This window comes from Pedobacter sp. GW821-FHT01D05 (assembly GCF_059422505.1).
Map to the genome: position 1 here is coordinate 1,505,249 of NZ_JBWKXA010000001.1, position 16,065 is coordinate 1,521,313.

13 protein-coding genes are annotated in these 16,065 nt (G+C 37.5%); all 13 read right to left on the reverse strand.

The window, feature by feature from the left end; translation table 11 throughout:
- Positions 1-10: 10 nt before the first annotated feature.
- The gene (locus tag AC07VK_RS06115) at positions 11-904 is read right to left on the reverse strand and encodes a glucosamine inositolphosphorylceramide transferase family protein (protein WP_492959061.1); all 894 of its coding nucleotides are present in this window, start codon (positions 902-904) and stop codon (positions 11-13) included.
- A gap of 4 nt (positions 905-908) precedes the next feature.
- A complete protein-coding gene (gene asnB / locus AC07VK_RS06120; protein ID WP_492959063.1) occupies positions 909-2,750 on the reverse strand; it encodes an asparagine synthase (glutamine-hydrolyzing) in 1,842 nt (613 codons plus the stop codon).
- A 19-nt stretch (positions 2,751-2,769) separates the two neighbouring features.
- Complete coding sequence (locus tag AC07VK_RS06125; protein WP_492959065.1) at positions 2,770-3,870, reverse strand: glycosyltransferase; 1,101 nt, start codon at positions 3,868-3,870, stop codon at positions 2,770-2,772.
- Between the two features lie 6 nt (positions 3,871-3,876).
- The gene (locus tag AC07VK_RS06130) at positions 3,877-4,479 is read right to left on the reverse strand and encodes a sugar transferase (protein WP_492952252.1); all 603 of its coding nucleotides are present in this window, start codon (positions 4,477-4,479) and stop codon (positions 3,877-3,879) included.
- Positions 4,476-5,750, reverse strand: a complete 1,275-nt coding sequence (locus AC07VK_RS06135) for a DegT/DnrJ/EryC1/StrS family aminotransferase (protein WP_492959067.1) — start codon at positions 5,748-5,750, stop codon at positions 4,476-4,478. The genes AC07VK_RS06130 and AC07VK_RS06135 overlap by 4 nt, the downstream gene beginning before the upstream one ends.
- Before the next feature lie 19 nt (positions 5,751-5,769).
- Positions 5,770-6,987 carry a hypothetical protein gene (locus AC07VK_RS06140; protein ID WP_492952250.1) on the reverse strand — a complete coding sequence of 406 codons (1,218 nt, stop codon included), beginning with the start codon at positions 6,985-6,987 and terminating at the stop codon, positions 5,770-5,772.
- Positions 6,984-8,078 carry a glycosyltransferase family 4 protein gene (locus AC07VK_RS06145; protein ID WP_492959069.1) on the reverse strand — a complete coding sequence of 365 codons (1,095 nt, stop codon included), beginning with the start codon at positions 8,076-8,078 and terminating at the stop codon, positions 6,984-6,986. The genes AC07VK_RS06140 and AC07VK_RS06145 overlap by 4 nt, the downstream gene beginning before the upstream one ends.
- A 6-nt stretch (positions 8,079-8,084) precedes the next feature.
- Positions 8,085-8,954 carry a glycosyltransferase gene (locus AC07VK_RS06150; RefSeq protein ID WP_492959071.1) on the reverse strand — a complete coding sequence of 290 codons (870 nt, stop codon included), beginning with the start codon at positions 8,952-8,954 and terminating at the stop codon, positions 8,085-8,087.
- A 14-nt stretch (positions 8,955-8,968) separates the two neighbouring features.
- A complete protein-coding gene (locus AC07VK_RS06155; protein ID WP_492959073.1) occupies positions 8,969-10,126 on the reverse strand; it encodes a DegT/DnrJ/EryC1/StrS family aminotransferase in 1,158 nt (385 codons plus the stop codon).
- On the reverse strand, positions 10,123-11,565 hold the full coding sequence (locus tag AC07VK_RS06160; protein ID WP_492959075.1) for a lipopolysaccharide biosynthesis protein: 1,443 nt from the start codon (positions 11,563-11,565) through the stop codon (positions 10,123-10,125). Before AC07VK_RS06160 ends, AC07VK_RS06155 begins: the two co-directional genes overlap by 4 nt.
- 4 nt (positions 11,566-11,569) lie before the next feature.
- A complete protein-coding gene (locus AC07VK_RS06165) occupies positions 11,570-12,868 on the reverse strand; it encodes a nucleotide sugar dehydrogenase (RefSeq protein ID WP_492959077.1) in 1,299 nt (432 codons plus the stop codon).
- Entirely contained in the window at positions 12,861-13,409 is a 549-nt protein-coding gene (locus AC07VK_RS06170; RefSeq protein WP_492959079.1) for a UpxY family transcription antiterminator, read from the reverse strand. Before AC07VK_RS06170 ends, AC07VK_RS06165 begins: the two co-directional genes overlap by 8 nt.
- Positions 13,410-13,761: 352 nt before the next feature.
- Entirely contained in the window at positions 13,762-16,050 is a 2,289-nt protein-coding gene (locus AC07VK_RS06175) for a GumC family protein (protein WP_492959081.1), read from the reverse strand.
- Positions 16,051-16,065 lie beyond the last annotated feature (15 nt).

Genomic DNA, 16,065 nt, shown 5'->3' on the forward strand with positions numbered 1-16,065 from the left:
GAATGGCGATTTATTTCCTTTTAAGGTTTCGGATAATTTTTTTGAATGGCATCATCCAGCTTAATACTTTCCGCTTGCCATCTATTACAATAATATTATTGGCGAAACTGATGTTATGGAGCCCTTTATTGTAAGGTTTATCTGGTAATATTTCGAATTTATAGGCTGTTTTAAATTCTTTTTCATTGAGTGTTTCAATTTCATTGATGATAATTGAGCCTCCGTAGCGGTTAATGGGGTTTTGTGTTGGTCGATACAGTGATTTGCCAACTTTAAATAAACTCCCTGCAGCCCTGCAGAATTCTTTTTCTACCGGAATTGGGTTCTGATAATGCCCGGTATATTGACCGTTTAAAGTTTTTGAATGATAAATGTACAGGCAATTGTGATCTCCCGATACACTGGTAAAAAGCCAATATCTGTTTTCATGATAAATAATCGAGCTATCTACAAAAGCTTTTCCACTAACCAACACTTTTATTTTGGTTAATTGGCTGGGGTTTTCGTTATTAACCTGATAAAGTGCTATTTCTTTCGCTTCTGACGTTTCCGGGATGCAGTATAAACAATCATTTTCTTCAATAAGATATGGATAAGATAAATGGATCGCATCGGGCTTTATGCCCTGCACTTTCTTCTTGTTTTTGAAGTCGAACTCATCAATCATCATAATCTCGCCCTTCCCTTTCCAAAAATCCAGTTCTTCGTAATAGATCCTTGGTGCATCATTTATACGCACTACGAAAGGATCAGCAGCATAATCGATGTTATCTTCTTGCAACCAGTTTATAGCCGCACCCAGCTTTTTTGTGCTGATCAGCTCTTCTGGCGTTTGATAAACAAAACCAATGTTCCATTTATCAGCTGCGAATATTTTATTAAAGAGGTTAACTGTTGCATTCATCTTATCATGCTACTAATGAAACTTTATCTGCAATCGATTTATTTTTAATTAACCATTGAGAGAGTACAAGCAATTTCCAGATCTGAGGATACCTGTTCCACTTTCCGGTCATATGTTCATTGATAATTTCTTGTGTTCTTTTCAAATGGATGCCAGGGATGTTTTTTAGGTTTTCGACCGATAAATTATCCATCACATAATCTTTCAATTCATTTCTGAACCAGTGTTGAAATGGCATGGTAAAGCCAGCTTTTGGCCTGTCGAACATGTGTGCAGGCACACAATCGAACAATAAATCTTTTAATATCCGTTTTTGGTTTCCATTGGTGTATTTAAATGCTGTGGGCAGGCTTCTCGAAAACTCTATTACTCTGTAATCCATTAAAGGTGATCGCGATTCAAGCGAAAAAGCCATTGAAGCGCGATCCACTTTTGTATTGATATCTCCATTTAAATAGGTTTTAATATCAAAATCAGAAATCCGTTCTAACAAAGGTTTAGCTGGATTGGTTAAAATATGCATCAATGGATTATACTTGGCCAGATCAGGTTGTTTTACCCACGAATTTTCCATGTTGCCAAACATCTTTACATATAGTTTTTCTACATCTTCCATAGATAAGCCCATGGCAATTAATTTATGGCGATAGCTCGGCGATTGATTAATTAAGCCTGCCAATGCTTTTCGAATGCCATGTGGCGCATAGAACAGACCGTTTACCTGTTTAATCCATTTGTAACGGTGGTACCCTAAAAAAGCTTCGTCGCCAGCATCGCCACTTAAGGCAACGGTTACATGTTTCCTGGTATTTTTACTGAGCAACATGGTAGGTATTGCACTCGAATCGGCAAAAGGCTCGTCGTAAAAACGGTTAAAGTTTTCAATTAAGTCAATGCCATCATTGTAATTACACTCAATAGTATAATGGTCGGTACCTAGGTGTTTAGCAACCTGATTGGCATAAGCACTTTCATCGAAACCCTTTTCATTAAATTTTATAGAGAATGTTTTAACCTGGTCGATTTCTTTTGTGGCCATAGCCGCAATTAACGATGAATCTATACCACCGGATAAAAACACACCCAATGGTACATCAGCATTCATCCTGATTTTAACCGCATCGGCCAAAATAAGTGCTAAAGCCTCTTTAGCTTCTTCGTAACTCCCTTCAAACTTGTTCTTCCAACCATAATCTAAGGTCCAGTATTCTGTAATTTTAAGCTTATGAGATTTAAGGTCGTATTTAAAATAGTTGGCTGCCGGCAATTGTTTTACCGCTGTATAAATAGACTGAGGCTCTGGTACATAACCCCAAATCAAGTATTGATTAATGGCTTCTTCGTTAACACTTAGGTTCCTGGCAATATTAATTTGTGAGGGTTGGCTTGCAAATTCGAACGATGAATGATCGTGTGCATAATAAAAAGGTTTTTTACCGAAGCGATCTCTGGCACCAAACAGTTCGTTTTTATAGGTATCATAAATTACAAAAGCAAACATCCCGTTAAAGCGGGTTAAGCAATCGGCACCATATTCAAGATAAGCTGCACATATTACTTCGGTATCAGAACTGGTGTTAAACTGGTAGTTTTTCCGTTCGAGATCTTTCCTAATATCTTTGTAATTGTATATTTCTCCGTTAAAAACAATATGGAGGTGCAAATACGAAAAGGGCTGATTGGAGCGTGCGTCCAGATCGATAATGGCCAATCTATTGTGCGCAAAAATAACCTGATCGTAACGTTGAACGCCTGTATAATCTGGGCCTCGAAAATTGATTCTTGCCATTTTCTCACGGATAGTTCCGTTCGAGTAAGGTATGGTTGTGCCGTATATTCCACACATAGCGATATATTTTAGATTGTTAACTGATTAATTCTTCATATTGAGCGCTGATTTTATCAAGCGCACATTTCTGATATACATTTCTCCTAATCTCAGCCGGGTTCCATTGGCCTTGAGTGCAGGCCTGGATAATTCGCCGCCTAAAGCCTGCCAGATCATCCTGTTCTAAAACAAAACCGTTAAAGCCATCGATAATTAATCCCGGAATGCCGCTCACTCTAAAGGTTACCACCGGCAAGCCTACGGTAAGCGCTTCTAAAACCACGTTGGGGAAACCTTCTGTATAAGAGCTCAACACCATTAAATCGTGCTGAATCATCACTTCGTGAATGTTTTTAATTTCTCCTAAAATTTTGAGCCTGTGATCGAGCTGCAGGTCCTTAATTTTGGAGTTAATCTGATCTTTTAGTACTCCTGTTCCCACGAAATCGAGGTGATAATTTTCGGGCAAATGTGCCATAATATCAACCAGTCGCTCCAAACCTTTTTCCAGCGCAAAACGGGCCACAACCAATAATCTATATACCTTATCAGGCACTTTAACCTCTTTTAATTTATTGGTTTTCAATACTGGATTGGCAATTACCTTAATCAGCTCCTGATTAACATTATAAGTATCAATCAATGATTGTTTCATTTCTTCCGACTGGCAAACGATCTGTTTGTAACCCCGATAACTTGCGCTGGCAAAAAGTTCGTAAAACCTCGACTTAAATCCTTCAAACAATCTTTGTTCGTGTGGAATATTAGAAGCCCTGGCAATAAGCATCGGGATTTTTAAAAACCGCCCAACCAGTGAGACTAATATATTGATGTGATCGGTAGTGGAAAAAACTGCATAAGGCGCTTCTTTTTTTAGCAAGTTATAAAGTGAAAAAAAAGATTTAGAGGCTTTTTTGGTTTTTAGATCAATAAAACGAACAGCTTCCAGGTCCATCGAGAAACAATTCACGGTCGAATCTAAAATCACAATGGTGACGTCGAACTTATCTTTGTTAAATCCCTGGGCCAAATTCCAGAACACCCTTTCTGAGCCGCCCGAAGTTAATGAGCTGAGTACAAAGAAAACTTTCTTTTTAAGCTTAACTTCTTCTTTAATAGTTTTTTGTGGAGCGTACATGTTATATTAGTTGATGACAATCCGATTAATCGTTAACCAAATAATTTTGAAATCGGTAAGGATATCGTTGTGATTGATATACCTCATGTTCTGTTTAATTTTTGCGGGGATAATCCTTTCGATGTAATAAGTTTCGGGATCTTCGGCATGTTTTAGCAGCTCATTTTCATTGCAGAACTCAACCGATGCCCAATCAGTAATACCCGGTTTAACGGATAAAACGTAACGTTGTTCCTCATTGTAGAGATTCACGTATTTTCTAACTTCTGGTCTTGGTCCAACAAAACTCATCTGCCCTTTTAAAACATTCAATAGCTGAGGCAATTCATCTAACTTGTATTTCCTTAACCAATACCCTAACCTTGTAATGCGGTTATCTCTGTTCCCGATGGTAAGTAAGCTATTGTTGCTCTGTGTAACATACATGGTTCGAAACTTTGCCAAATGAAAATCTTTCATGTTCCGTCCAACCCTGATCTGTTTAAAAATAACAGGACCTTTCGAGTCTAGCTTGATTAGGATAGCAATCAAGATTAAAATCGGACTGAACAACACTAAACAAAGCGTTGCAAAAACCACATCGAATATTCTTTTCTTATTTATTTTCATGATGCTACTGCCATTTGTTTATGTCCTGAAAAGCCACCTTCTTCAATTTCTAAATGGCTATTTAATTGAATATGCACACAGCTGATTACCGAAGTGATGATAAATTCTACTTCTGTAGCTGTTAATTGCGGATAAATGGGGAGAGAAATCTCGCAGGCATAATTCTGATAGGCCATTGGATAATCTTCAATTTTATAACCGAGGTTTTTAAAGAGCGTAAGCATTGGCATCGGGATAAAATGAACATTGCTCGCAATCCCCAAAGATGCCAGGTCATCAATGATCTGATCTCGCTGTATCTCGGTTAAACCTTTAACCCTCAAGGGAAAAAGATGATAACAGGATTCGCGTTGCGTACTCACTAAAGGTGGTGCAATAAACCAATCTTCGTGCTGAAAGCCATCACAGTAATGCTGCGCAATTTTCTTACGCTGAGGTAAAAGATCCTGATTATATTTCCTGATCTGTGCTAAACCAATTGCAGCGCAGATATCAGGCATATTGATCTTTAGTCCCTGAAACAAGATATCGTACCGCCAGCCAGCACCTCTTGATTTAGAAAGCGCATCTTTGTCCTGACCATTAAGCGTATACATTTTTAAGTAGCTGTATTCCTCCTGAGGATTAAATGCAGCCGGGAGATTTAAGCAGATTGCCCCTCCTTCGGCTGTTGTAATATTTTTAACAGCATGAAACGAAAATATCGTTACATCGCACATCTGTGCAGCCGGTTTATCGTAATATAAACTGCCTATTGAATGGGCAGCATCCGAAATCAGTAATATTCTTTTAAGCAAAGATTGTTTATCTGACTGGCATTTAAATTTTTTCTTAATATCAACACGATTAATTAATTCTTTTAGAGCAGTATAATCACACGGCCAGCCGGCAATATCTACTGCGATTATCGCTTTGGTTTTTGAAGTAATTGCCGCCTGAACCTTTTCAGGATCGATATTAAAATCTTCAAGCACATCAACCATAACCGGAGTTGCACCGCAATGAAGAACAGCTAATGCCGTGGCACTATAGGTATATGCCGGTACAATTACTTCGTCGCCGGCTTTAACACCAAACCACTTTAACATTAAAATAGTACCTGATGTCCAGGAATTTACACAGATCACCTCATCAGTTCCAGTTGTCGCCTTAATTTCATATTCAAGGGCTTTCACTTTTGGCCCTGTGGTAATCCATTTGTCGTTAAGTGTTTCCAATACCTGATCAACCACAGTTTGATCGATAAAAGGCGGAGAGAATGGGATATTCATATTCGTCAATTTAATTGTGTTAATTATATTCAACCAAAATGGGGTCTTCCATTTTAATTTTGGAGAGTTGTAGAATGGCAAAGTATAGGAATAATGTTGGGCCACTCGTTGCCAGAAGCCATTCGTTATGAAAAAATGAATTGATGGAAATAGCTAGAAAAGAACAGCTTAAACAGACGAGGAGTGCATTTTTCTTATCTTTGATGTGCAAAAAAGCATAAAAAATGATCTTCCCTACTTTTCGATATAATAAAATAAGCAAAATAAAACCCAGCAAAGGCCCCAAATAAGTAATAAACATTAAATAGGCATTATGGGATGTAATAACGATAGGCCCTTTTTTGTAAACAAAGTTGTGTTGCACAACATCGTTCCAGGTTTTTCCATAAAACAGTAGTCCAAGAGGATATTCGCTTATAATTTGGATGTTCTCTCCCATTAAATCGCCTCGCTCTTCCTTACCTCTTGCATTTTCTGCACTTTTATTTAAAATATTCTGTTGCTTTTTACCTTCAGAAAATTGTTCAATTGAGCTTTGTGCGATAAAAAATATTGCGCAAAACACACCAAATATTAAAATGGACTTGGCTTTATAATAGCTTAAAAAAAATAATCCGGTTACAACTGCAAAAGCGACCAAAACCGACCGTTGCATACCAAAGAAGATAAGAGAGAGCGATAAACCAAATAAAAGAAGATTAATTAGCCAGCTTCTTTTAAACAGAATGGCATTAATCACAAGAAAAGGTGTTAAAGCAGCCATCTGATAGCCGAAAGTAAAAATAGTGGTCGATATACCTGCTGGTGCCTGCAATACGTCTTCCTGTACTAAAAGCGAACGGACAGGCGCCATATTGTACTCATGATCGATAAACATGATGATTCCCGAGAGCAACAATATGCCGAAGAAAAATCCAATTGCGATATTCATTCGCTTTAAATTGGTACCGATAACGTAGTTGAATAATAAAGCAAAGCAAGCCGCGACAATTAATAAGGCAAAAAAACCAGTAACATCTGCCTGACCTATAAGGTAAAAAAACAGGGCTGCAATAAAGAAAACAAATAATTCTTTTCCATATAGGAACCCTGTTTCTTCAGTCCGATAGAAATAGATTAACGGCACCAGGAAAACTATTGGTGCCGGAATTCTGAAAACCCCGGTCATGAAGATGTTGAATGTTGTTGCATAAACATAGGCAAACAACAAAAAGAGAAACATTATTTTCTTAATCATGACATGATGAGTTGCTCCCAGTTGGCAGAAATGCGTTCAATAGAATTTGTTTCGTTGATCGACCTTGCTTTTTCTGAAAATTTATTTTTTAAATCACTGTTATTAAGTATTTTATCAATAGACAATGAAAGTCCTACTATATCTTTATCAGCAACCAGAAGTCCGTTAATTCCATGTTCGATAATCTCTGAAGGGCCAAACTCACAGTTCATTGCTACACAAGCACAGCCCATTCCCATGGCCTCTACCAGTACATTGGGATAACCTTCATTTCTGGAGGAAAGCACAAACACCTCGGCCTGCGTATAATAGTCTTGCAGATTGGATTTAAAACCAATCAGCTTAACTTTATCTGTTAGGTTTAAATCGGCAATTTGCCTTTCGAGATTTGCTCTGTCTGGCCCTTCTCCAGAAATTAAAAGATCAACATCAGCCAATTCCAGTTTGCTATAAGCCTCAATAAGATGATCGAAGCCTTTTTCATAACATAGCCTGCCAACCGAGAGTATAAATCGTTTACCATGAACAGCGCCTGCGTTTGAACGAGAAAAGTGATGGATTGGATTATGTATTGTTTTAAAGTTATCCAGCTTTTCGAATTGCTTAATTCTTTTAAATCCTTTAAACATCCCAAAAGCTGGTAGCACAATGGCTTTTGATTTTCTATAAATATGAAATATAAACCACTGTAGTAATTTGTTGTATTGTTGTATGGTACTATTTAGGGCGGTTCTTTCAGAAACCAGATAAGGCAAACCTAAAATCATACAACATAAACCTGCCCAAATGTTAGCCGATGTCATAAAACAAATGGTACAATCTGGTTTTTCTTTCTTTAACAGAAAAAGCAATCTGTAAAAAGTCAAGTAAGCATACCTAACCCTGTTTAAGAGGTTTTGACTATCTTTTCTTTCTACCAGATTTACAATTTTAATCTGTTTATTAATCTGATATTTAACTTTAGCTGTATTAAGGCAAATCATTGTAACACTGCAATCTTTATCGCTAAAGTGGTTAGCCAGGTTACTAATTACCCGCTCAGCACCACCTCCTTCTAAACTGTTGATTACGAAGCATAATTTAGTAGCCATTTCGAATTAATTTACAATCGTTTTAATGGTCTGGAAAGCGTTTCCAAAGGTTTTATATTTCACTTCGAAGAGGAAGTATTTTCTGAGGTAGAAGTTTAAAAGTTTAATTTTCTGTAAACCAGTATAGGTGAAAATTTTAATGATGATATAGAAATCGCTCAATTGCATCTTCTTTAATGGAACATAAGCAACCGGACTCCAAATACCTCCGGGGTGACGCCTGTAACAACTCATTACTTCGGGTAAAACGTATATTTTTTTACCTGTTACCCAAGTGCAATAGAGTTTCAACAGTTTATCGCAGGCATAACACTTTAAAAACCAATCGTTTTTATAAAGATTTTTAATGGCTTCAATGTTGCGGTAAACAATAGTTGCAGTACAGGTTTCTACTTGCCTGTTTACAATCAGATCGCTAAAGCTATACTGCAGGGGAACGGGATTAAAGTCCATGTAAAACAGCTCAGTATCGTCAAAATTTATTTCGCGTGTATAATGGCAGCACATTACATATTCTGGATTATTCTCCAAGAAGTCTACCTGTTTCTGGAGTTTATATGGGTCTAACCAATAATCATCACCATCGCATGTGGCCACGTATTTACCTTTAGTTTCTAGCGCAACCCGAATTACATTTTGGGTAGCACCAATATTCTTTGGTGCTTTTAAACGCTTAATTTTATCAGGATGTTTGGCAACATATTCATCAATAATCTCTGTGGTGCCATCGGTAGAGCAATCGTCGCCAATAATAATTTCTGTATTAAAATTGCATTTCTGCATCAGAAATCCATCCAGCGCTTTCGCAATAAATTTACTGTGGTTATAAGTGATGCAAAAAATGCTAACCATTATACCTGGATCGTCTTGTTTCATAATAGAAGCTAATATTAATTGCCGTTAACCACCATGCCTATATTGCCATTAACCATGGTACTGTAATCAGCAAGTTTAAGCACTTGTTTTTTGCGGTAATTCTGAGTTCTCAAAATAATCCTGACCACTAAATCCTGATCGGCACTGGTTAAAGTATGGTAAAGTGGCAAACACATAATGCGTTTAGAAATGGAATCACAGATCGGCATATTTACTTTAGCGATGTATGGCAAGGCCGATAACGATGGGTAAAAGTACCGCCTGCAATACACCTGAACCAATTCTAACTGTTTCATACAATCAAGCATCACCTCTTCGGATTGAAATATTACGGGATAGTATGCATAATTAAATTCCGTATCGGCTTGAATAACCTGAAACTGGGCTTCAATTTTATTCAGGCGCATCTCGTAATGCTGTGACAGTTCTTTGCGTTTACTCAAGATCTGATCGATATGTTTTAGGTTGCAAAGCCCCATTGCAGCATGAAATTCAGAATTTTTTGCATTGGTTCCGATCTCTGAAAAAGTATCTACCCCACTATAACCGAAATTACGCATCAGCGCCATTCTCTTTAAGGTTTCCGGATTTTGGGTAAAAACTGCCCCGCCTTCAATAGTATGAAACAGTTTAGTGGCATGGAAGCTTGTTGTACTTGCATCGCCATAGGCGAAGATCGATTTACCTTTATATTTTGTACCAAAACAATGGGCAGCATCGTAAATTACCTTTAGTCCATGTTTTTTTGCAATACGGTCTATCGCTTCAATATCACAAGGATTTCCAAAAACGTGTGTAGCTAAAATTGCTGAGGTATTAGGCGTTATGGCCGCTTCAATTTTATTGGGATCTATGTTAAGGGTATCTTCATCTATATCAACAAAAACAGGTTTGCAGCCCTGCCAAACAATACTGCTGGTGGTAGCCACAAAGGAAAATGGTGTGGTAATAATTTCGCCTTTCACTTCTAACGCCTGTATGGCCAGTTGTAATGCGATAGTACCATTGGTTACGTATAACAAATGTGGCAGCGCTAAGTATTGCTGTAACTTTAACTCCAGCTCATTTACTAACGGACCATTATTGGTGAGCCACTGTCTGGCCCAAATGCTACTTACATAGCTTTTAAAATCTGCCTGTTTTGGCAAAAAGGGTTTAGTTACAGGTATCATTGTTTGAGGATTAATTGTTTAAAATCAAGGAGTGCAGCGAGTTTGATGCTGCTACTTATGCCGAGGTAAAAACTGCCATAGATGACGCTTATACCAGCAATACGCAAAATATTGTTGATGTGATAATGTGTTAAACACCAGGTATCCAGACAATAACACGCTACACCTAATAGGCTAGATAACATCAAAATAGGTACTATATCATGAAGTTGTTCTTTAAGTGGATAATTGATTAATTTGCCACTATAGGTTGAATTGATATAGTATGCAAAAACAGTAAAGAAGAGCTGAAAATATAGAAGCCCCATAATGCCAAATGGAATAACACAGATAATTCCGATTACACTTAGCACCTTTTTTATAATTTCTAATTTCAAAAACTGCCCGCTACGACCTTTAACTTTTAAAATATTCAGGTTGTATGCGTGTACGGGATATAGGATACCAGCAATACATAAAATCTGAAAATAAGGTACAGAAGGCAGCCATTTATCGGTTAATAGCAAAGAGATTAAAGGTTGGGCAATAAGTGCTAAAAAAATCAGGATGGGTGCATTCCAGAATAACACCTGCTGCATTAACCTTCGGTAAACCATTTTAAGCTTTACATCATCATTGCTGATGTTCGAAAACATAGGATAGGTTACTTTACTAATTGCCGTAGAAATAATCCCTATGGGCAACTGACTTAAACTATCTGCCCTGGCGTAAAAGCCCAATTGGGCTGCTGCGTAAAAGCGCCCTATAATAACGGTGTATAAATTTTGATAAATAGTGTCCAACAGCCCAGAAAGCGTCATCTTGTAGCCAAAATGAAAGTGCTTTCTAAAGCTTTTTTTATTAAAAATCAGTCTTGGTCGCCAATCTGAGTAAAACCAATGCAAGATGGTAGAAACACTTGCACTCAGCAAGCTCATCCAAACCAAACTCCAGGTTCCATAACCGCTTTTCGCTAGATAAATACCCAAACAACCACCCAGTATTACTGCAGGTATCTGAATGACCGTTTGCAGTTTAAATTTCATTTCCTTAGTTAATAAAGTACTCTGAATACTGAAAAAGGCATTTATTAAAAAGGTTAATCCGTAAACCCTTACAATACCGGTAAGTGTTGGCTGCCTGTAAAAACTGGCAATTAGCGGTGCTGCAAAAAACAGAACACCATATACAACGAGGCTTCCAAACAGGTTAAAAAAAAATATGGTAGAAAAATCCTTTTGCCCCGCCATTCTTGTACGGATCAGCGACGAGGTTAAGCCGCTATCCATCAACGAATTGCCAACAGCGATAAAAATAGAGAGCATTGCGATTAAGCCAAATTCTGCGGGACTTAATAAGCGGGCCAATATGACGGTAACGAACAGGTTTATGAATTTAACACTAAACTGCTGTCCGATCGACCATATAATGCCCGATCGCGCTTTATATGTTAAACTCATGACCTTACAATCGAACCGTTTCTATTGATTGTGGCAATACGGCTTTTATATCATATACCACGCATGCTGGTTTACGCAATGTTGTGATATTTAAACTATTGAAAGCTTCGTGCGCTACTGCCAGTATAATTCCATCGTACTTTCTGGTTTTTGACGAGCCATTTTCGCAGATAATACCATAGTTATGGTTAGCCTGATCGGCATTTGCCCAGGGATCGTGAATGGTTACTTTGACTTTGTATTCTTCCAAACGCCTTACAATATCGATTACTTTGGTATTGCGGACATCAGGACAGTTTTCTTTAAAGGTAAAGCCCAACACTAACACTTCTGCGCCCACAATATGAATGTTTTTAGCGATCATTTTTTTGATAACCTGATCAGCCACATATTTACCCATTCCATCGTTTACACGTCGTCCGGCCAAAATAATTTCGGGGTGGTAGCCAGCTTCCTGTGCTTTTTGAGCTAAATAATAAGGATCTACGCCAATACAATGTCCACCAACTAAACCCGGTTTAAAATTCAGGAAATTCCATTTGGTTCCGGCTGCCGCTAAAACCTCAGAAGTATCGATACCGATCTGGTTAAAAATCATCGCTAGTTCATTTACAAAAGCAATATTGATGTCGCGCTGGGCGTTTTCAATCACTTTTGCCGCTTCCGCCACTTTAATAGACGAAGCTTTATAAGTTCCGGCCGTAATTACCGAACGGTACAATGCATCTATTTTTTCTGCAGCTTCGGGAGTAGAACCTGATGTGATTTTTAAGATGTTGGCAACGGTGTGTTGTTTATCTCCCGGATTAATACGCTCTGGAGAATAACCAGCAAAAAAATCTTTATTGAAAACCAAACCAGACCCTTTTTCTAAAACGGGCACACATTCGTCTTCAGTTACGCCAGGATATACAGTTGATTCATAAACCACTATGTCTCCTTTCTTTAACACTTTAGCAACAACTGCACTCGCTTTAATTAAAGGTGATAAATCTGGCCTGTTGTTTTTATCAACAGGCGTTGGTACTGTAACAATATAAACCGACGAGCTGCGTAATTTTTCGATTTCATTGGTACAGTACAGGCCTTTTAAAGTTGTGCATTCGAAAGTTAAAACCTTATTCAATTCAGATTCCTCAACTTCTAATGTATTGTCGTATCCGGCTTTTAATTCTGCTATCCTAGTCTGGTTAATATCAAAGCCAAATACCTTGTATTTTTTTGCAAATTCTACTGCCAACGGTAAGCCAACGTAGCCAAGGCCAATTACCGCCATTTTCAGGTTATCTTCAGCGTTATACATAATATTGTTGCGTATTTACGGTTAATGTTAAGTTGCTAATTGGCACTCTGGTAACTAAAGCGCAGTCTAAATGATCGAATGACATTAAAACATGTTTGCCCTGAATCTGGATCACCTCTCCTTCCTGGTTATGGAAGAGACCATTACTGATCCGAACACGGTCGCCTTTGGAAATACCGGTTAAACTCACTACATCTACATCACTGTAGGTATCCATTATGTGCTTTAACTTTTCAATCTCACTATCCCGAACTACAGCGGGTTTACCCATGTAGTTAATAAAGTTTAAAACACCCAGTGTATACCTGATTTTATAACCTTCCCGTTCATCTATTTTCACAAATACATATCCTGTAAAAAGCGGAAGGCTAACTATTTTCTTTCTATCGGCCCATTGATTTTCTACAGTACGAACAGGGCAAAAAGATTCGAAACCTTGCTCTTGCAGCAAACGGTCAACTTTTTTCTCCCAACGTGGACGAGTATAGATCACAAACCATTTTTTTGCGAACGAGGGCCTGATGTTAATTGTAGATTCCATTTTAGTTTTATGAGGGATAATTAATTTAATTTTTTAGCTGGCTTGATAAAGCTTCGCTATATCACTTACATGATAGGTATCGGTTAATTTTTTAAATTGTACGCTTAAAAGCCTTACTCAGTCGGCTGGATACAGCTTCGCTATATCACTTACATGACAATTTTATTTTTAAATCTTATTTTGCTTTTTGGGCAAATGGGCAATCTAATTAAGAGTTGTTTGCAAGCTGATAATGCCTTAAATCGATGCGCAGTTTAAGCATCTCGGCCTTATTGTTTGTAAACAGGATTAAATCGTTTGGGGACGTTTATTTGGTAAAGGGCAAAGTATTCTCTTTTAAAACAAGGTAGATTTAGTTTGCCATGGCATAACCGTAACCACCGTAGCTATATTTTTGGCTTTTCTCCCGTTTGGCATCGTTAAAAACAACCATCGGATTTTTAAGCTTATTGTTTTCGCAAATGTCTTTCAATATGGCCAATTGGTATTTATTAGTGTAGTTATATCGCACCAGGTAAATGCTTACATCAGCATATTCTGCCAAACTAAAAGCATCAGCCACCTGGCCAACAGGCGAGGTATCGATAATAATGTAATCGAACCTCTCTTTCAGCTCATCAAACAACAGATCCATTTTAGGACTCATCATTACTTCTGCAGGGTTTTCAGGTGATTGACCGCATCCAATAACCCATATATTATCTGAGACACTAGTGGGTTTAATTATATCATCTAACACAGACTCACCAATTAAATAGTCGGTTAACCCATTAGTTTGCTTTAAGCCAACTTTATTCAAGAGGTCAGGTTTTCTTAGATCGAACTCCAGCACAACAACTTTTTTATCAAGCATACCTAATGTAGTAGCCAGATTTACGCTAAAGAATGTTTTACCCTCCCCTTTCATACTTGAGGTAACCAACATTACCTTGTTTTCGATATTGTTAGACATTAGTCCTAAATTCATTCTGATGTACCTAAACAACTCTGATATAGTAGAACGGTTGTCTTTTTGAAAAACGATAGTGCTTTTATCGAGGTTATGAGAAAGTTCGCCAAGCATTTTGGCACCGGTTAATTCAATAGTGCTGGCATCTTGTACCTTATTGTTAAAAAATCCTTTGCCATAAATTACTCCAGCTGGTACCAAAAACCCAAATATGAATCCGCACAGGTATAAAAGTGGTTGCTTAGGGCTATTAGGTGTGGTGTTGTAAGCCGGTTTATCTACCACTTGCGAAGTTGGAACGGTTGCAGAAAGCGATAGAGCAGTTTCCTCTCTTTTTTGGAGCAAATATTTATATAAACCCGATTTTACACTTTGTTCACGGCTTCTTTCTAATAAGCCACGCTCTATAGTAGGTACAGATTTTATTTTATTGTCGAATTGAGCGTAGTTTGCGCTCAGGTTGTTTCTTTCGATAACAAAGCCTTGTTTAATACTGGATAAGTTTTCTAAAATATTGGTTTTTAAGGTCGCTATCTGCTCGTTAAGGTTTAGTACCAAAGGATTTTCTGCATTAGCGGTACGTAACATCCTATTTCTTTCCAATTGAAGATCGTTAAATTTTGAAATCAATGAATTCAAAATCGGGTCTTTTAAGCCCATTGCACTTGGTGCCAGGTTATATTGACTTTGTTTACCTCTGAAATAATTTTCGATAGACCGTAATAACCTCAGTTGTACGGACGATTCTTCCAATAACTGATTGTACTGCCCTGAGCGTGCAGCATTCATCTGCGCATCCATATTAACATCAGTAACACGGTTTTGCTGTTTGTAGCTCTCCACATCCTCCTCGGTACCGGAAAGATCTGCAACCAGGTATTTTAGGCGGTTATCGATAAATTTAATGGTGTTACGGGCAATGGTATTTTTATTATTAACGTTATTGATGTTATAAGTTTCAATCAAGTCGTTAAGTATATCTATTCCCCGTTGCGGAACCACATCGTTTAAACTAATGGTAATGGTATTGGCATCTTTAACAACCGGAACTATCTTTAATGAAGTCAGGTTATAAGCCTCTGTCATTTTATATAGATTTTTAAACTGAAGTCTGATTTTGCCAAATTCAGTTTTATATGCCGGTCCTTTATCTATTTTAATTGCGTAGTTTTTATTATTAATGGTATCGCCATACTTTACAATATTTGTTTTTAAGCTGTCCTGAATGATATATGAGATTTCATCCAGATAAGAAACGTTAATTTTTCTTCCGTAAGCACCATTCTTAAAACTAATAGCGGTGACTACAAGTGGGGAAGTTTTTCCATAAAGCTCTTTTTCTCTAATCCCCTCTTTTTTAAAGTAAGCAGTTTCTAGATTTAGTTTTTTTAATACTTTAAAAATCAAATCTCTCGACCGTAAGATCTCAATTTCATTATCAACCGTTTTAACCGTTTGAAACATATTAAGATCACTGAAAGCGGTACTATTAGACATTGCTGCACCATTTTTATCATCAGAGATTAAAAGTGTACTGCTCACTTTATATTTTGGTGGGGTAACGTATATAAAAGCATATACTGCAGCCATGGAAATAATGATACTGATTAAGAAATAGTGCCAGTTTCTGGCAAATCTTGTCATAGTTTCTGCAAAATCTTTTGCGCCACCATTTATACTTTGTTTAAGCATGATATCATGTTTTAA